General features: G+C 61.2%; 16 protein-coding genes and 1 pseudogene. 13 read left to right on the top strand and 4 right to left on the bottom strand.

Annotation, left to right across the window (positions count from 1 at the left end; genetic code table 11):
- The first annotated feature begins 84 nt into the window (after positions 1 to 84).
- Genes HBF25_RS04635 through moeB form a run of 4 tightly spaced genes read left to right on the top strand, consistent with a single transcriptional unit; the run spans position 85 to position 4,551 of the window.
- The gene (locus HBF25_RS04635) at positions 85 to 735 is read left to right on the top strand and encodes a YfgM family protein (RefSeq protein WP_166946766.1); all 651 of its coding nucleotides are present in this window, start codon (positions 85 to 87) and stop codon (positions 733 to 735) included.
- Positions 732 to 1,931 carry an outer membrane protein assembly factor BamB gene (gene bamB / locus HBF25_RS04630; RefSeq protein ID WP_166946765.1) on the top strand — a complete coding sequence of 400 codons (1,200 nt, stop codon included), beginning with the start codon at positions 732 to 734 and terminating at the stop codon, positions 1,929 to 1,931. The genes HBF25_RS04635 and bamB overlap by 4 nt, the downstream gene beginning before the upstream one ends.
- Positions 1,932 to 1,955: 24 nt before the next feature.
- The gene (der, locus tag HBF25_RS04625; protein WP_166946764.1) at positions 1,956 to 3,353 is read left to right on the top strand and encodes a ribosome biogenesis GTPase Der; all 1,398 of its coding nucleotides are present in this window, start codon (positions 1,956 to 1,958) and stop codon (positions 3,351 to 3,353) included.
- Between the two features lie 28 nt (positions 3,354 to 3,381).
- Positions 3,382 to 4,551 (top strand): molybdopterin-synthase adenylyltransferase MoeB, encoded by a 1,170-nt coding sequence (moeB, locus tag HBF25_RS04620; RefSeq protein ID WP_166946763.1) that lies wholly within the window; start codon positions 3,382 to 3,384, stop codon positions 4,549 to 4,551.
- Here moeB and HBF25_RS04615 read toward each other — a convergent pair.
- Positions 4,512 to 5,225, bottom strand: coding sequence for a GNAT family N-acetyltransferase (locus tag HBF25_RS04615; RefSeq protein WP_166946762.1), 714 nt, complete (start codon positions 5,223 to 5,225; stop codon positions 4,512 to 4,514). The genes moeB and HBF25_RS04615 overlap by 40 nt on opposite strands.
- On the opposite strand from HBF25_RS04615, the gene folD reads away from it, so the two are divergent.
- The 6 genes from folD to HBF25_RS04585 all read left to right on the top strand — a co-directional run bounded on the left by folD (position 5,224) and on the right by HBF25_RS04585 (position 12,730).
- Positions 5,224 to 6,072: a bifunctional methylenetetrahydrofolate dehydrogenase/methenyltetrahydrofolate cyclohydrolase FolD gene (folD, locus tag HBF25_RS04610; RefSeq protein ID WP_166946761.1), complete on the top strand. Its 849-nt coding sequence runs from the start codon at positions 5,224 to 5,226 to the stop codon at positions 6,070 to 6,072. The genes HBF25_RS04615 and folD overlap by 2 nt on opposite strands.
- A 197-nt stretch (positions 6,073 to 6,269) precedes the next feature.
- Complete coding sequence (guaB, locus tag HBF25_RS04605; protein WP_166946760.1) at positions 6,270 to 7,724, top strand: IMP dehydrogenase; 1,455 nt, start codon at positions 6,270 to 6,272, stop codon at positions 7,722 to 7,724.
- Between the two features lie 120 nt (positions 7,725 to 7,844).
- Positions 7,845 to 9,401 (top strand): glutamine-hydrolyzing GMP synthase, encoded by a 1,557-nt coding sequence (guaA, locus tag HBF25_RS04600; RefSeq protein WP_166946759.1) that lies wholly within the window; start codon positions 7,845 to 7,847, stop codon positions 9,399 to 9,401.
- A 624-nt stretch (positions 9,402 to 10,025) separates the two neighbouring features.
- On the top strand, positions 10,026 to 10,946 hold the full coding sequence (locus tag HBF25_RS04595; RefSeq protein WP_166946758.1) for a hypothetical protein: 921 nt from the start codon (positions 10,026 to 10,028) through the stop codon (positions 10,944 to 10,946).
- 16 nt (positions 10,947 to 10,962) lie between these two features.
- Positions 10,963 to 11,835: a phage exclusion protein Lit family protein gene (locus HBF25_RS04590; RefSeq protein WP_166946757.1), complete on the top strand. Its 873-nt coding sequence runs from the start codon at positions 10,963 to 10,965 to the stop codon at positions 11,833 to 11,835.
- Between the two features lie 16 nt (positions 11,836 to 11,851).
- On the top strand, positions 11,852 to 12,730 hold the full coding sequence (locus tag HBF25_RS04585; RefSeq protein WP_166946756.1) for a PDDEXK family nuclease: 879 nt from the start codon (positions 11,852 to 11,854) through the stop codon (positions 12,728 to 12,730).
- A gap of 224 nt (positions 12,731 to 12,954) precedes the next feature.
- Here the strand turns inward: HBF25_RS04585 and HBF25_RS04580 are convergent, their stop codons facing one another.
- Complete coding sequence (locus tag HBF25_RS04580; protein WP_166946755.1) at positions 12,955 to 14,073, bottom strand: hypothetical protein; 1,119 nt, start codon at positions 14,071 to 14,073, stop codon at positions 12,955 to 12,957.
- Positions 14,074 to 14,333: 260 nt separating this feature from the next.
- Here HBF25_RS04580 and HBF25_RS04575 point away from each other — a divergent pair.
- From HBF25_RS04575 to HBF25_RS04565, 3 genes and pseudogenes are all read left to right on the top strand, one after another.
- A pseudogene (locus HBF25_RS04575) lies at positions 14,334 to 14,693 on the top strand (TrbG/VirB9 family P-type conjugative transfer protein); the annotation flags it as partial.
- A 2-nt stretch (positions 14,694 to 14,695) separates the two neighbouring features.
- Positions 14,696 to 15,973, top strand: coding sequence for a TraB/TrbI/VirB10 family type IV secretion system protein (locus HBF25_RS04570; protein ID WP_166946754.1), 1,278 nt, complete (start codon positions 14,696 to 14,698; stop codon positions 15,971 to 15,973).
- Complete coding sequence (locus HBF25_RS04565) at positions 15,970 to 16,191, top strand: DUF2274 domain-containing protein (RefSeq protein WP_166946753.1); 222 nt, start codon at positions 15,970 to 15,972, stop codon at positions 16,189 to 16,191. Before HBF25_RS04570 ends, HBF25_RS04565 begins: the two co-directional genes overlap by 4 nt.
- Before the next feature lie 166 nt (positions 16,192 to 16,357).
- Here HBF25_RS04565 and HBF25_RS04560 read toward each other — a convergent pair whose 3' ends face one another.
- On the bottom strand, positions 16,358 to 16,876 hold the full coding sequence (locus HBF25_RS04560) for a hypothetical protein (protein WP_166946752.1): 519 nt from the start codon (positions 16,874 to 16,876) through the stop codon (positions 16,358 to 16,360).
- A gap of 3 nt (positions 16,877 to 16,879) precedes the next feature.
- On the bottom strand, positions 16,880 to 17,383 hold the full coding sequence (locus tag HBF25_RS04555; RefSeq protein WP_166946751.1) for a GIY-YIG nuclease family protein: 504 nt from the start codon (positions 17,381 to 17,383) through the stop codon (positions 16,880 to 16,882).
- Positions 17,384 to 17,386 lie beyond the last annotated feature (3 nt).

Raw genomic sequence — 17,386 nt, 5'->3', positions numbered from 1 at the left:
TATTGATCCTCGCCGCCATCCCCGATGGCCGGCGTGGGGCCGTTCCCTTCTATGTATGCTGCGCGGAGCGCAGTGGGTGATTGCATGGCATTCGACGTATACGACGATTACGAACAGGGCGAGCGCGTCCAGCAGTGGCTGCGCAAGAATGGCGTCAGCATCGTGGTGGGTGTGGCCCTCGGCCTGGTCCTGATCTTCGGCTGGCAGCAGTGGAAATCGCATCGCGCGGGCCACGAGCAGGCCGCCGCGTCCGAATACTCGGCCCTGCAGGCTGCCGTGGCGCAGAACCGCGCGGCGGACATCGATATGCGCACCGAAACCCTCATGAAGGACTACGCCGACACGGCGTGGTCCGTGTTCGCCGCCGGTGAGCGCGCCCAGCGCAACGTCGTGGCAGGCCAGCTCGATAAGGCCGCCGCCGACATCGACTGGGCCAGGTCGCACGCGTCCGACGACACCCTCAAGACGCTCGTATCGCTGCGCGACGCCCAGCTGAAGTTTGCGCAGGGCAAGGCGCAGGAGACCCTGGCCGCGCTCGACGCCATGCCGGGCAAGGCCTTCGTTTCCGTATCGGAGGAACTCCGCGGCGATGCCCTTGTCAAGCTGGGACGCCAGGACGACGCACGCAAGGCTTATCAGGCGGCGATCGCTGCCATGGGCGACAGCGCACCGCAACGCGGTGTGGTTCAAACCAAACTCGATGATCTGGCTGTGGCCGGGAAGCAGGGTGCATGAAACGTTTCTGGGCAATCGCGTTGACTTCGTCGCTGGTCGTTCTGGCCGGCTGCCATTCGTTCAAGAAGGAAAACGTCGAACCGCCGACCCCGCTTGACAAGAAGTTCGAGCCCACCGTGAAGGTGGAGCGCCTGTGGAAGAACAGCCTCGGCGACGGCGCCGGCCAGTCCGGCGTGCGCATGCGCCCGGCCGTGGTCGATGGCGTGGTCTACGCCGCCAGCACCGATGGCAAGATCGCCGCGTTCGATGCCAACACCGGCAAAACGCTGTGGTCCAAGAGCACCCGCCAGCACGGCTGGTTCGGCTGGGGCGACGCCAAGCGTGAAGACGCCCGTTTCTCGGGTGGTCCGGGCGCTGCCGGCGATCTCGTCGCCGTGGGCACCCTCGACGGCCACGTCTACGCCATGAACGCGAAGGACGGCGAGCGCCGCTGGGCCGCCGAAGTGTCCTCCGAAGTCATCACCAGCCCGGTGGTGGTCGGTGGCCTCGTGGTAGTCCGCTGCAACGATGGCCGCGTGTATGGCCTCGACGCCACCAATGGCGAGCGTCGCTGGGCCTACGACCAGTCGCAGGTGCCCAACCTCACGCTGCGCGGCAATGGCCGCCTGCTGGTTGCCAACGGCGTGATCTTCCTCGGCAGCGACGACGGCAAGCTCGTGGCGATCCGCCTCGACAACGGCGAAAAGCTCTGGGAGCAGGCCCTCGCCACCGGTGAAGGCCGTACCGAAATCGACCGCCTGAGCGACGCCGACGGCGCCATCGTGCTCGACGGCAGCACGCTCTATGGCTCGGCCTACCACGGCCAGCTCACGGCGGTGGATGGTCCCAGCGGTCGCCCGCTGTGGAACCATGCCTTCTCCACTTACACCTCCCTCGACGTGCACGGCGATGCCGTCTATGGCGTGGATGACCAATCCCAGGTGTTCGCCTTCGACAAGTCGACGGGCGCCAGCATCTGGAAGCAGGACGGCCTGAAATACCGCTGGCTCACTGCACCGGCCGCGCAGGGCGACTTCGTCGTTCTCGGCGACCTCGATGGTCACATCCACTGGCTCAACGGCAGCGACGGCAAGATCGTTGGTCGTGAGCGCCTGTCGAAGAAGGCCATTCGCGCCCAGCCGGTTGTGTCGGGCGATACCGTGTACGTCGAGGACGTGGAGGGCCATATCGGCGCCTACCGTCTCTCGTCGCACTGATTTACTAGGATTCCCGCTTTCCCCATGTTACCCGTCGTCGCCCTGGTCGGCCGCCCCAACGTCGGTAAGTCGACCCTCTTCAACGCACTGACGCGTAGCAGGGACGCCCTCGTCGCCGATATGCCCGGCGTTACTCGCGACAGACACTACGGCGTCTGTCATCTTGGTCCGCGCCCCTTCGTGGTCGTGGACACCGGAGGTCTTTCCGGCAGCGACGAGGGCATTGAAGGCCTCACCGCGCAGCAGGTTCGCCTGGCCATTGCCGAGGCGAACGTGCTGGTCTTCGTGGGTGATGCCCGCGACGGCGTGCTGCCCCTCGATGCCTCGATCCTCAACGAGCTGCGCCGCAGCGGCAAGCCGATCATCGTCGTGGTCAACAAGACCGACGGCGTGGACGAGCCCACCGCGCTCGGCGAGTTCGCCACCTTTGGCGTGGCCGACACGATTCCGACCTCCGCGGCTCACAGCCGTGGCGTGGACACCATCGTCGCCAAGGCCATGCCGTATCTTCCCGAAGAGGAAGAAGAGCAGCTTTCCGAGGAAGAGCAGGGCATCCGCGTGGCCATCGTGGGCCGCCCGAATGCCGGCAAGTCCACCCTGATCAATCGCCTGCTCGGCGAAGACCGCCTGATCGTCTCCGATCTGGCGGGCACCACGCGCGACCCCATCCGCGTTCCCCTGGAGCGCGATGGCCGGCGCTATACGCTGATCGACACGGCCGGCGTCCGTCGCAAGGCCCGTGTCGAGGATGGTGTAGAGAAATTCAGCGTCATCAAGACCTTACAGAGCATTTCTGCGGCGCAGGTTACGGTGATCATGATCGACGCCCGCGAGAACCTGGCCGACCAGGATCTCACCCTCATCGGTCACGTGATCGAAGAAGGGCGCGCCCTGGTCATTGCCGTGAACAAGTGGGACGGCATGGACAGCTACCAGCGCGAGCAGACGCAGAAGGCGCTCGAACGCCGCCTGCAGTTCGCCGACTGGGCAAAGACGGTATTCATTTCGGCCCTGCATGGCTCCGGCCTGCGCGAGCTGATGAAGGCCGTGATTCGTGCGCACGCAGCCGCCACGAAGGAGCTGAGCTCGTCCGAGCTGACGCAGACGCTGGAAAGGGCCTACGAGTCGTACCAGCCGCCGCTGGTGCGTGGTCATGCGCCGAAGCTGCGCTTCGCGCATCCGGGCGGCACCAATCCGCCCACGATCGTGATCCACGGCAGCCGTACGAAGCACATTGCGCCGGCATATCGCCGTTATCTCGAAGGCTTCTTCCGCAAGCGCTTCCGCCTGGAAGGCACGCCGATCCGCATCGCATTCCGTGATGGCGAGAACCCCTTCGCGGGTCGCCGCAACGTGCTGACCGACAGCCAGCAGCGCAAACGTCAGCGCATGATTCGTAACGCGAAGCGTCGCGAGAAGTAGGCTCGCGCGTCGCGTGGAGGTGCCACGCATGTCCGAAGGTCTCGATCGCGAGCGCTGGTTGTCCGACCTGCGCTCGCGGGTTCCCGAAATCGGCGCCGATGAGGCGCTGGCCCGGCAACAGGCCGGTGGCTTGCTGATCGATGTCCGCGAGGACAACGAGCGGGCGTCGGGCTCGCCGACCGGGGCACTCGGCCTCTCCCGTGGCTTTCTTGAACTCCGTATCGAACAGGTCGCGCCAGACCGGGCACAGGACATCCTGTTGCTGTGTGGCAGCGGCCAGCGCTCGCTGCTGGCGGCCGAAGCGCTTCAGCGCATGGGGTATGCAAGGGTGTCTTCCGTGGCCGGTGGCATGGGCGCGTGGAAGACGGCAGGCCTGCCGGTGACGGCGGGCGCACTGGATACCGACGCCGCCGAACGCTATTCCCGCCAGATTCTGCTGCCCCAGGTGGGCGAAGCCGGGCAGGCCAGGCTGGCCGAGGCCCGGATCGTTGTTCTTGGTGCGGGCGGCCTTGGCTCGCCCGCACTGCTTTATCTAGCCGCCGCTGGCGTAGGTCGCATCACGCTTATCGACGATGATCGCGTCGAGCGTTCCAATCTGCACCGACAGGTCGTGCATAACGATGCGCGCGCGGGCATGGGCAAGGCGGAATCCGCCCGCATGACCATGATGGCGCTCAATCCGCGCATCAGCGTCAAGGTGGTTGCGGATCGCCTGCGCGCCGACAACGTCGAGGCGCTCATCCGCGATCACGACGTGGTGATCGACGGTGCCGACAATTTCGCCACGCGCTACCTGCTGGCAGCGGCCACCCGGCGCCTGCGCCTGCCGATGGTCTATGCCGCCATCGAGCGGTTTACGGGGCAGGTGAGCGTGTTCGATCCGCGCCGCGAGGATTCCCCGTGCTACCGCTGCCTGTTTCCCGAGCCGCCGTCGGCGGCCGATGCGCCGAACTGCGCCGAAGCCGGCGTGCTTGGTGTGCTGCCGGGCACGCTTGGGCTCGTGCAGGCCACCGAGGCCATCAAGCTGGTGCTCGATATCGGCCAGCCGCTGGTCGGTCGCCTGCTCACTTACGACGCGCTGGGCATGCGCTTCCGCGAGCTGAAGCTGCGCCGCGATTCCGGCTGCCCGGGCTGCGGCACACATGCGCACTTCGAGGGTTACTCGGACCTGGAAAGGATGTGCGCGGCCGCGATCTGAAGATCGCCCGGCACCACGGAATACATCGCGGCGTCAACAGGCGTCTTGTTGATAATCAGTCGATTACGCAACAAACCTTCGAAAATACCTCCGATGCGCTTGGCGGCTTTCCGGCTGGGCCAGTTGTCGTGCGCCGCCACGATCTCGATGCGGCTCAGGGCGGCCGGGCCAAAGGCGAAGGTGAGGGCGAGCTTGCCCGCCCGTGTGACATGCCCCTTGCCGCGCGCGGACACGCGCAGCCAGTAGCCGAGGTTGGCAAAGCCATGCTCGCGGTGGCGCTGGTTCACGCCCATGCCGCCCAGGATGCGGTCGTTCGAAGCGTCCACAATCACCATTTCGTAGCCGACGCCCATAAGCCAGTCCTGCTTGCACTGGTGGATCCAGTCGAGCGCGGTGGTGGCGTCGTAACCGGCATGGGCCCAGGGTATCCAGCGTCCGGCCGAGGTGGATGATTCGCGGATGGCTTCAGCCAATGCCTCGGCATCGTCGTCGCGATAGGCGCGCAGGCGCACCACGCCATCCGTGAGGTCCTGTGGATAGGGAACGGTATCGATGGTCATCGCACCAGTATGCCCCGGGCAAGATATTGCAGAAGCCGGCATGATCATGCCGCTATCGCGGATTCTCGCCAAATCACGGATAATCCACCGCTTTTCGCAGGGCGACCCTCCCATGACCGCACGCATCCTCGACGGCAAGCGCATCGCCCAGGAACTCCTCGACCACATCGGCCGCCGCGTGGCGAAACGCGTGGCCGACGGCCATCGCAAGCCCGGCCTTGCCGTGGTGCTGGTGGGCGAAGACCCCGCCTCGGCCGTGTACGTGCGCAACAAGCGCAAGGCCTGCCAGCAGGTGGGCTTCGAGTCGTTCGGCTACGACCTTCCTGCCGAAACCACGCAGGAAGAGCTGTTTGCCCTGATCGACAATCTCAACGCCGACCCGGCCGTGCACGGCATCCTGGTGCAGTCGCCGCTGCCCGATCATATCGACGAGGATGCCCTGGTCGACCGCATCGACGCCCGTAAAGACGTGGACGGCTTCCAGGCCGTGAACGTCGGCCGCCTCGCGCTGCGCCGCTTCGGCCTGCGCCCGTGCACGCCCAAGGGCGTGATGACCCTTCTGGGCCACACCGACAGCCCCGTTCGCGGCCGCCACGCAGTGATCGTGGGCGTGTCCAACCATGTGGGCCGTCCGCTCGCGCTTGAGCTGCTTATTGCAGGATGTACAGTGACTTGCTGTCATAAGTTCACGCAGGATCTTAAGGGCTTCGTGGGTCAGGCCGACATCCTCGTCGTGGCCGCCGGCAAGCCGGGCCTGGTCAAGGGCGAGTGGGTGAAGCCGGGTGCCGTGGTGATCGACGTAGGCATCAACCGCCTCGACGACGGCCGCCTCGTGGGCGATGTGGAATTCGAACCCGCAGCGGAACGTGCCTCCTGGATCACCCCCGTCCCCGGCGGCGTAGGCCCCATGACGGTAGCCACCCTGATGGAAAACACCCTGGAAGCCGCCGAAGCCCTGTAGGAGCGCGCCTCGCGCGCGACCGTCCAAAGCGCAAAGCAACACCCCAAAAGCCACGCCACCTAGTCACCATGCCTGTCGATAAACCGGCAGGCCTGTCGTTCCCCCGGTCGCGCGCAAGGCGCGCTCCTACATAACGTGCTTCACTGGGATCAGATCACCTGTTACAATGGCGTGATTTACTCGCGGGACTAATGCATATGCGCATCCTTGCCGAGGCACTCACTTACGACGACGTGTTTCTGGTTCCCGGCCACTCCACGGTCCTGCCGCGCGATGTGGATACGTCCACGCGGTTCACCCGCGGTCTCCGCCTGAATATCCCTATCGTGTCCGCTGCCATGGACACCGTTACCGAAGCCCGGCTCGCCATCACCATGGCCCAGAACGGCGGCATCGGTATCATCCACAAGAACATGACGTTCGAGCAGCAGGCCGCCGAAGTGCGCCTGGTGAAGAAGTTCGAAGCCGGCGTCATTCGCAACCCCATCACCGTGCGCCCCGACACTTCCATCGGCGAAGTGCTCCAGCTCACCCGCGCGCACAACATCTCCGGCGTTCCGGTGGTCGACGGCGAAAAGCTCGTCGGCATCGTGACCGGTCGCGACATGCGCTTCGAGCGCAAGCACGACGACCCGGTCCGCAACATCATGACCCGCGAAGATCGCCTGATCACGGTGAAGGAAGGCGCCTCGCACGACGAAGTGCTGCAGCTCCTGCACCGTAACCGCATCGAGAAGGTGCTGGTCGTCAACGACAACTTCCAGCTCCGCGGCCTGATCACGGTCAAGGACATCCAGAAGGCCAGCGACAACCCCTACGCCGCCAAGGATCACCTCGAGCGTCTCGTGGTGGGTGCAGCCGTGGGCGTGGGTGGCGACACCGAGCAGCGCGTCGAAGCGCTGGTCGAGGCAGGCGTCGACGTTCTCGTGGTCGACACGGCTCACGGCCACTCGCAGGGCGTGATCGATCGCGCGGCCTGGGTGAAGAAGCGCTACCCGCACGTGCAGGTCATCGCCGGCAACATCGTCACGGGCGAAGCTGCCCGCGCGTTGCTTGATGCGGGCGTCGATGCCGTCAAGGTGGGCGTGGGTCCGGGCTCCATCTGCACCACCCGTATCGTCACCGGTATCGGCGTGCCGCAGATCACCTCCATCGACCTGGTCGCCACGGCGCTCAAGGGCGAGATCCCGCTCATCGCCGACGGTGGCATCCGTTACTCGGGCGACATCCCGAAGGCACTGGCTGCCGGCGCATCCTCCGTGATGCTCGGTTCCATGTTCGCCGGCACCGAGGAATCCCCGGGCGAGGTCGAGCTGTTCCAGGGTCGTTCCTACAAGAGCTACCGCGGCATGGGCTCCATCGGCGCCATGCAGCTCGGCTCCAAGGATCGCTACTTCCAGGACGAAGCCGACGCCGACAAGCTGGTGCCGGAAGGCATCGAAGGCCGTGTCCCGTACCGTGGCCAGCTGCGCAACATCATCCATCAGCTGATGGGTGGCCTGCGCGCCTCCATGGGTTACATGGGCACCGCCAACATCGGCGAGATCCACGAGAAGGCTCAGTTCGTGAAGGTGACCGGCGCCGGTGTGCTCGAAGCGCATCCGCACGACATCCAGATCACGAAGGAAGCGCCCAACTACCGCCTGGACTGATGCCTCCGGGCATGTGATTCCAGGTGACCCAGGACGCCCGCGCCAAGTGGGCGTTCTGCTTTTTGAACGGCTGACGCGCAGCGCGCGAAGCCCTCCGTATTCCCCATGCAGGCCGCCACGATGACCGACATCCACAGCGACAAGATCCTTATCCTCGACTTCGGCTCGCAGTACACGCAGCTCATCGCGCGCCGCGTGCGCGAGATCGGTGTCTATTGCGAAGTGTGGGCCTGGGATCACGCGCCCGAGGACATCCGCGGCTTCGCCCCGCGCGGTGTCATCCTTTCCGGCGGCCCCGAGTCGGTCACCGAAGAAAACTCGCCTCGCGCGCCGCAGGTGGTGTTCGAGTTGGGCGTGCCCGTGCTGGGCATCTGCTACGGCATGCAGACCATGGCCGAACAGCTTGGCGGCAAGGTCGAATCCGGTCACCACCGCGAGTTCGGCCCGGCCACCGTCAGCTTCGCCAGCTGCGGCCTGTTCGACGAAGTACTGAAGGACGGCGAATCCCTCGGCGTGTGGATGTCCCACGGCGACCGCGTAGTGACCCTGCCGGAAGGCTTCCGCTCCACGGCCTCCACCCCGAGCCTGCCGCTGGCCGCCATGGCCGACGATGCGCGCCGCTTCTACGGCCTGCAGTTCCACCCGGAAGTCACCCACACCACGCGCGGCCTGGAAATCCTCCGCCGCTTCGTCGTCGACCTCTGCGGCTCGGCCACCCTCTGGGACGCCGCCCACATCATCGAAGACGCCGTAGCCCGCATCCGCGAGCAGGTGGGCAGTGACCGCGTGCTGTTGGGCCTCAGCGGCGGCGTGGATTCCTCCGTGGTGGCAGCCCTGCTTGAGCGCGCCATCGGCGACCAGCTCACCTGCGTCTTCGTCGACACGGGCCTGTTGCGCTACCAGGAAGGCGACCAGGTCATGGCCACCATGGCCCAGAACATGGGCGTCAACGTCATCCGCGTGGACGCGAAGCAGCGCTACTTCGACGAACTGGCCGGCGTGGAAGACCCGGAAGCCAAGCGCAAGATCATCGGCCGCCTGTTCGTCGAGATCTTCGACGAAGAATCCGCCAAGCTTGAAGGCGTGAAGTGGCTCGCCCAGGGCACCATCTACCCCGACGTCATCGAGTCCGCCGGCAGCAAGACCGGCAAGGCCCACGTCATCAAGAGCCACCACAACGTGGGCGGCCTGCCGGAGCATATGAAGCTCAAGCTGGTCGAGCCTCTGCGCGAGCTGTTCAAGGATGAAGTGCGCCGCATCGGCGTCGAACTGGGCCTGCCGCGCGAGATGGTCTACCGTCATCCGTTCCCGGGTCCGGGCCTGGGTGTGCGCGTGCTCGGCGAGGTGAAGGCCGAATACGTGGATATCCTGCAGCGTGCCGATGCAATCTTTATCGAAGAGCTGCGCGCGCACGGGCTGTATGACCGCGTGAGCCAGGCGTTTGCGGTGTTCCTGCCCGTGCGTTCGGTGGGCGTCGTTGGCGACGGGCGTGCTTATGAGTGGGTGATTGCGCTGCGTGCCGTGGAGACGATTGATTTCATGACGGCGCATTGGGCGCATCTGCCGTATGACTTTCTTGATAAGTGCTCGACGCGGATTATTAATGAGCTGCGGGGGATTTCGCGGGTGGTTTATGACATTTCGGGAAAGCCGCCGGCTACGATTGAGTGGGAGTGAAATCAGGTCCTTCGGGGACTATCGCCAGTTATCGGAAATCTATCGTAACGTATTGATTTAAAAGAATATACGTCACGGAAGCTATCGGTGGCTATCGCCGGCCAGCAGAACAGGGTGGCGGTGGAACTGGCGGTAAGAACCAAGGGCCGGATTAAGACCGTCCCGTTCACTATCCAGACCAAACCCGTCTTTGACGGTACCCAGGTCGGCCTCCATGCGTGCCATCAGGTTCCGAGTGGGGAACGCCAGTCCCGTCAGGGATGAGCAGATAGCAAACCTGGCGCGACGTGATCCACAGGGGCGGAGACGCACAAAACTCCCCTTGCTCCTACCCGTTTGCCAATAAACTTCTTGTACCCTATGGAAGCAGATTATTTAACCCATCACACTAGGCTGTAAATCACATTTCCAAACTTGATCAAGGGCTTACTTGAACATCCCATGTCGCCATCCCTGGATTCAGCCGTCCTCGCATCCGCTAATCGGATCAGCCATTACATTGAGGTACATCGGGGCCATTCCCAGGTGTCTCACCACGACCACATAAAAAGGCGACGCAGCGAGAGAGCCGCCCGGGCGAGTTCACTTAAACTGATTTATCTCGATACGAACGCTTGGAAGTGCATGTCGGACTTTCGGCGGAACAAGACGAGTCTCACGCCCGCAATGAAGGCGTTTGGGGCAAGCATTGAACGGACTGTTCAGACGGGACGATTTGCATTTCCCATCGGCGTTCCGACGTACTTCGAGCTGGATTCGATGACTGATCCGGCGACAAGAGAAACGCTTAATCGACTGGTTGATGAGCTATCCCAAGGATTCTGCATCGCCCCCTTTTCCGATCGCGTCGGGTCTGAGTTGCGCAAGCTGCGTATGGGGAAACTGGACGAGCCGGAGAGGTTAGAAGATTTCTTATGCAGCCCCATCGAACTGATGGGAATACCGACGATTTCTACGCTCGGGTTTCTTGAATCGCATGTAGATAAAGAAACTTTCAACAAGGCATTCTTTGATGCCTTGTCAGAACTTCCATTTTCCTTTCAGTTGGAGGTTGCCGGTACGTTTCCTGGGGCAAAGTGGGATAACTCTCGAGGCATTGCAGACCTCAACAAGGGAAAGGCCGAGCATCAGTCGGAAATAGTGAGCCTAAATACCGGCATTTTTGTTGAATTGACGGGCTGCATCGCCGCGTGGTTTAGAGAGGAAGGGATAATCCTTTCTCAACCAGAAATTGAGCGATACGCACTTGAGGCCCAATACCACTGGCATGAGACACCAACCTCACGGGCACTGCCGACGCTGAGAGTGTTGAGTTCATTGTATGGCTTGATGCGTTTCGATCCGCAACGCCGATATCAGAACGGAGATCCAAGTGACTTCATGGTTGCGGCATCCGCACTTCCGGTAGCTGACGCTCTTTATACGGACAGAAAACTCGCCAATCTTCTGTCCGATAAAAGGATTGGACTGAACAGGTTTTCGAACTGCACAGTAGTCAGTGGGTTCGAGGACATGGCAGCGCATCTCGAAGAACAACTAAAGTAAGAGGAAATAGGCGAAAATGGACTCAACCATGCCTCCGCGCGAGGATGAACAAGTAAAAACCGCAGTTCGGAACGTTTTGCTAGGTTCTGCGCCGGAACGCGAAAGCGAATTGGCCTCCTTGTGGAGCTTGCTTGAACCTCGTTTTCAACTGACTGCCGACACGCACGATGGTGCGCGATTGGTCATGGAAGCGGGAATGTATCGCTTCGTCCGTTTTAACCATCGCGTAGTGCGTGCATTCTGGATCGCAGGCTTTGCAGCTTGGGAGGCGTATCGCGTTGTAGCGGAAACGCCCGAGCTAGAGCCACTTGACCTCAGGCGCCTGACGGAGCTGATTGATGCGTTTGAGTGCGTCTTGGAAAGCGATGTCCCGGAGCTGGAAGCATTACCCAAAAATGTTCCCGAGCCGGGTCACTACGATGACAACCCACAGCTTCGCGCGCCAGGGGAGCTTGCAACGCTGGGCGTTGGTTGGGGGCTCTTACACGAGGTTCGGCATCTGAAACATCAACAGGACGGTGATGCAGCAGACCCCTACGAGGAAGACCCAACCCAGCGCAGAAACGAGGAACTGTCATGTGACGCCTTCGCTACGAAATTTCTGCTTGACCAGCTTGATGCTTATGCCGAACAGGAAAATGTAAGCCCAAACCTTGTTCGCAGAAAGAGAGAACTCGGAATCTATTTCGCTCTATTTGCGATGACCTTGATGGCGCGCGACAAGTGGGGGGCCTCCCAAACTCATCCGTCTATTCAGGCGAGGATCGACGCAGTACGCGCCTTGATGGGCATTCAACGCGATGAAGTCGCCGAGGCTATCGCAAGCGTGGCATTTGCAACGCTTCATGAGTTGATGCCCGGTTCTCCGGGTATTGTTTCTACCCCCTGAAAACGTAGACTACCCTATGCACAAGAAAGATTTCTCGGCTGAACCAATCCTCAAGGAAATGTCGCGGGTTCTTGAGTGGCTCAAGGGAAAGGGACTCAACGCACTAAACTCACGGTACTCAAGATACGAGAGAGACATCGATCAATTTTTCTCGTGCGACGATCCGACTTCTGTTGACGGCCGGACCAAATTTGACAAACTGACCAACTCGTATATCGAGTGCTTGAACATTGTTCTGATTCACCGGGCATTTCGAGACGAAACGAGTCAAGGCTTTGTCGATAGACTAAGCAAGGTCGCAGACGGGCAAGATCACCCTGATGCCAATTCGGCAGGGTCATCACGAGACTTTCTGTTCGAACTGCTGATTGCGGCACGAATGGAGTTGTCCGGCTATAGGATCGACTTCAACCAAGTCACGGATGTTGTCGCCGAAGACGATGAGTTCCTTGTTTTCGGCGAGTGCAAGCGACTGTCTTCCGAGAGGAAGTTTGAGGAAAACTTCAAGAAGGCTGGTAAGCAAATTACCGCCCAAGCCGCAGGGATGTCCCACAGGGTCTATGGTTTGGTCTTCTTGGACGTGTCCAGTTGTCTTGACGGGATTCCAAAGATGGATCTTCCTAATGCCGAAGCAGCACAGCGGGCAATTCACGAAAGCCTTGATGCATTCGTGGCGAGAAACGCATCAAAAATAGAACGGTTGGCCGAACGATTTTCCGAGTGTTCGCTTGGAGTCTGCCTAATTGGGCAGGCTCCGATTTGGACACGAGACGGCACTCTGTTTATGGCATCCAGGACAAGAGTAGTCGCACCACAGAGTTTGTCTGATGACGATTTCAACTCCCTCAACAAAATCTTGGGGGGATTTTCACGTTCTATGCTTTCCCTTGTTTGATCTGCGATTCTGCTCGACGTGCAGCCTGCTGCAATCGTTCCCTCAACAGTACACGCGGCGGCAGGCTGGTCGGGTGCCAGCATTCGGTCATGCTCCCCAGTGGCTGCTAAGCGGTGCTTGATGGTGACATGACCCTCTCGCTCGTGCCGTAGAAGCCGGTGATCGAAGATCGGCAGGAACTCTAAACGCACTTATGAATAACGGCGAGTAAGAGGGGATTATTCCTACTCTTGGAAGCGTGCCCTTAGATCCGCTTCGATGTGCTGTCGTTCTGCTCGCAGATCCGTACTCTCGGGTAGGGTGAACCCCAGATCTTGAATCTGCCTGAGTTTGCTCCACGCTTCGTAGTCGTGAAACGGATTGAGCCCCATCACGTTACCAAGACTTTGATTGGCCTGACCCACTGATGCCGATATGCGAGCGAAGGTGACGATGGCCTGGCCGAGATTCCAGTTGTTCACGAACAGAAGAAGTGCCGCTAGTGCCAGCACACAGGTTGCCACATCCCTATACTTACTTCTGTTGGCCTTTTTGATCGGGCCGTAGTTCTCAGAAATAAATTGCGCAAGCGCAAGGCTTTGCTCGTACTTGGGTTGAAGGATCGTCGGATCAAACACGGTTTCACCGTGATAGCGCTTCGTCAGCGACTCGATACGATCAACTACCTGGTGTAGCCATAGGCGTTTTTCGCGAAGAATATCCAGGGCTGTCTGATAACGCTCCCCAAGGACGCGAGCTGCCTCTATCGACCAATCGAAACCGGGCATGGCCGCAATTTCGCGCGTGAGAGGTACTCCTTGCGGCAGTTGGCCCAGCGAGGGGCTGGCTATGCGCCATAGCGTGTCAAGCCATCTAGGCATTTGGGAGTTAAGCGTTACCTGAAAAGATGTCTTGACCTTCTCCTCAAAAAACCACTCGCGCATATCGCGGATCGTCTTTTGGCTGAACGCACCCGTGTGTATTCCGCTGCAAACGAGTTCGCGGACAGCCTTCGTCAAATTCGAGTTGGTAGCCCCGAATTCGACCAGATTTTCGGGTGTGAAGCCGGCTGACTCGTTTGCTGCATAGTCGCACTGCGGGCGATGGCCTGGCGACACAAAACGGAAGCATGCTTGTCGTATTGCCTTTTTTGAGGTTCGAGAAATCGCTTCCTTGACGACATCCGCACCTGTCACAAAGCAGCACGGGCATTCGAGATCAGTGCGCAGAATTTCTCGCCATGAATCCGGTATTTGATCGGTTGCCCCGGGCGCTTGTTGTCCGCTTTTCCGAGACAGTGCGAGCAGTACTTGCTCGACATCAAGTTCTTTTTCTTCCGAGATCGAATACGCAGTTAAAGGCATGGGGCACCCGTAGTTGTTGTTTCTTGCGTCGATATATTTTAATGGAGCTTACTACGGAGGGTGGAGGGCAATCTTGCTGTTCCCTTCACCGTATCACGGCGTTCTCGCCATCAAGGGCTGCGCGTGCTAGCACGCTCGCGGGCGTTCGGCCGTCCTCGCCCCTTGACTGCTTGCGCTGCGCCGTGCTGGCGACGGTTCCGGGCAATTCCGCCCTTGCAACCGGAGATCGTCATGAGCACACTCATCACTGACGAACACCGCTTGCCTTGCAGCGTCAGGATCAGACCGCGCAAGCGGCAGCGCCGGTCGATACGGGCCTATCGCTGGAGAAGATCCGCTTTCGCTACGCGGTCAGCGGCAGCAATCCGCCTTGGAAGCCGCTGCGCGCTTTCGATGACGGCGAGAAGGTCTATATCCAGTTCCCTCCTGGCATCGCGCAAGGCGAGCTGCCTCCGCTGTTCGTCATCGGCGCGCAGGGTGATGGGCAACTGGTGAACTACCGCTTCCGCGCCCCGTACTACATCGTGGACCGGCTGTTCGGGGCAGCCGAACTGCGCTTGGGCGGCGACAAGGGCGACGTGGTGCGCATCGAGCGCACGGACGGTACGAAGGGGAAATGACCATGAGCCAGGACGACACCCCGGACGTGCCCAATCCCGACGCTGCGCCAAAGGTCGCGCCTGAGAACGTGGCGCTGCGTGCGCAGCCGCGCCCGGTAACGCGGCTCAATCGTCGCACGCTGGCGCTGCTGACCGGCGGCCTCGGCGTCGCCGTGTTGGGCGCAACGATGTGGTCGTTGCAGCCGGCGCATCGGCGCGGCGGCAACGAACCGGCCGAGCTTTACAACGTGGATCGCGTCTCGCGCTCCGAAGGACTGGACCAGCTTCCCGCCGATTACTCCAAGCTACCGGCCAAGGTGCCAGAGCTGGGGCCGCCGTTGCCCGGCGACCTGGGGCCGGCAATCGTGAAATCACAACCGGCGGTGGCCAGCTACACGCCGCCCGGCCAGGACCCCGGCGCAGCCGAGCGTGACGCACGGCGCAAGGAGGCGGAAGCGGCTGCGGGATCGACGGTGTTCTTCCGCTCCAGCAACCAGCACGCCGCAACCGCACCGGCGCAGGTGGCTGCTGCCGGTCCGACATCTGGCTTGGCGGGCTTCGATCCACAGGCCGCGGGGCCGGCCTCGACAGCGGCGCAGCCTGCCGACCCAACCGCCGTGCAGAACCGGCAAGACCAGAAAGAGGCGTTCCAGAAAGCCGGAGCCACGGAAACCCGTAATTCCGGCAACCTGCAAATGCCGGCCTCGCCGTATCAGGTGATGGCGGGGACAGTGATCGCGGCGGCGCTAGTGACAGGCATCAAGTCGGACTTGCCGGGCGACGTGATTGGCACCGTGACGGAGCCGGTGTACGACACCGCAACCGGCCGCAATCTGCTGATCCCGCAGGGGTCGCGCATCTTTGGCAAATACAACAGCCAGGTCGCCTACGGGCAAAGCCGCGTGCAAGTGGTGTGGAATCGAATCATCCTGTCGGACACGTCTTCCTTGACGCTGGACAACCTTGCCGGCACCGACCCGGCCGGCTACGCCGGCCTGGAGGATGGCGTCGATTGGCATTGGGATCGCATCGTTGCCGGCGCGGCGCTGACGACGCTGCTGGGCGTCGGCGCCGAGCTGGCCGCGCCGGAGAGCCGCAACGGTGATCGCGTCATCATCGCTGGCCGCGACAGCTTGCAGGACAGCGTGAACCAGGCCGGCCAGGAGATAACCCGGCGCAACCTCAACATCCAGCCTACCTTGACCGAGCGGCCGGGCCTGCCGGTGCGCATCATCGTCAACCGCGACTTGGTGCTACGACCATACCAGCCGCTGTTTTTCAACCGGGGAGCTTCACAATGAGCACATCGCGCAAGCTGCGGCTGGGGCCGTTGCCCAAGATCGAGAGCATCAAGCTGACTTTCACGTGCCCGGCCAGTTTGAAAGCCGACCTGGACCGCTATGCGGCATTGCACGCCCAAACGTATGGTGAGACCGTCGAAGCGGCAACGCTGATTCCATACATGCTCGAAGCCTTTATGGCAGGGGACAGGGGATTCAGGAAGGGCAACCGAGCATAGCCGCGTCGCCGAAGCCAGGCTGACGATACGACTTCTCGCTGGTACTGCGTTTTTGAACATGCCCCCCGATGTGCGCTCTTTGCTCCGGGATTTGCTGTTACTTCCATCGAGCATGGTGAAACGGTTGAACTTGGCTAAGAAACGCTCCTAAAGGGAAGTTGCATTCTTAGCCGAGCTGCCCATGGCGTTCGAGTATTCGCATCAAGACGCCGTTCGCATGCCTGAAATTTTCGCGCTGGTCGCGAAGCTCGTAGGCCCATTTTGCGCCGTGGAAAAGATTGTTGCGTAGGCGCCAGACGATCATCAGAAGAGCCAACATCCGGTCGCGGGGGTTCTCGTTCGTGCCCTCGATAACCGCCTGAACGAGATCGGGGTGGTCTGAGGGCCGAAGGTTCAGGTGAGGGAAGTGATAGGTCAGTGCACCGTCGGCGAAATAGCGATTTCGAAAATAGGCAAGCTCTGCGTCGTAGATCTCAGCTTCAAGCGTACCGTCCAAAGCCCAGGCATCGATTCGTTCCCGGATGCGGTCAGCACGGGCGAAGTTCGCCATGATCTGTGCCTCGAAAAGACTCCAGAGAAAGGCGAAGTCAAATATGGCGCGGCGATCAGGATCTGGCAGGTTCAGGAAACCGGGTGCCCGCGCTTCGAGCCATTGTTCGCTTGCACTAAGTTCCTTTTCATTCATGGCTCAGTCGTCCAGGTCTTCGTTGCGTGGGTCCACTTCCGAGAAGTCGGTTAGCGTGTCGCAGTTCAGGCAGTAATACATCTGTGACGTATCTTGAAAGTGCATGCCGCATAGGCACCCGCAGAAGGGGCAGCATTCTTCGATTTCAAGGTCGCCCCATTCCCATACCCCAAGATACTCCGGCACTGCATCACGGTCATAGCCAACGATTTGGAAAGCGTCAGCGTTTTTGGCGACAAATCCGTCTCGGCCAGCGCGCATGAGAATGGGCAAGATCTCTGCAGGCTCGATTGCGAACCACTCGCCGCGCACATGGGCCGATTCGAAATGCTGATGAAGCAGGCGTTCAAGCTGAAAGGCATTGGCTACCTCGATCCATCCGAGCAGTTTCAGATCAAGAGGGTTGCCGGTCTGGAGATTGCGCTTACGCTCCTCGATGTTCTTCGCCACCCCGATCTTGATAGGAGAGCATCCGTTTTCATCTTCGCCAATGAAATAGACCGGCACGTT

It is taken from the genome of Luteibacter anthropi (assembly GCF_011759365.1).
Classification (GTDB): Bacteria; Pseudomonadota; Gammaproteobacteria; order Xanthomonadales; family Rhodanobacteraceae; genus Luteibacter; species Luteibacter anthropi.
Note: the sequence above shows the minus strand (reverse complement) of the source record. Positions and strands in the feature narration are given on the sequence as shown.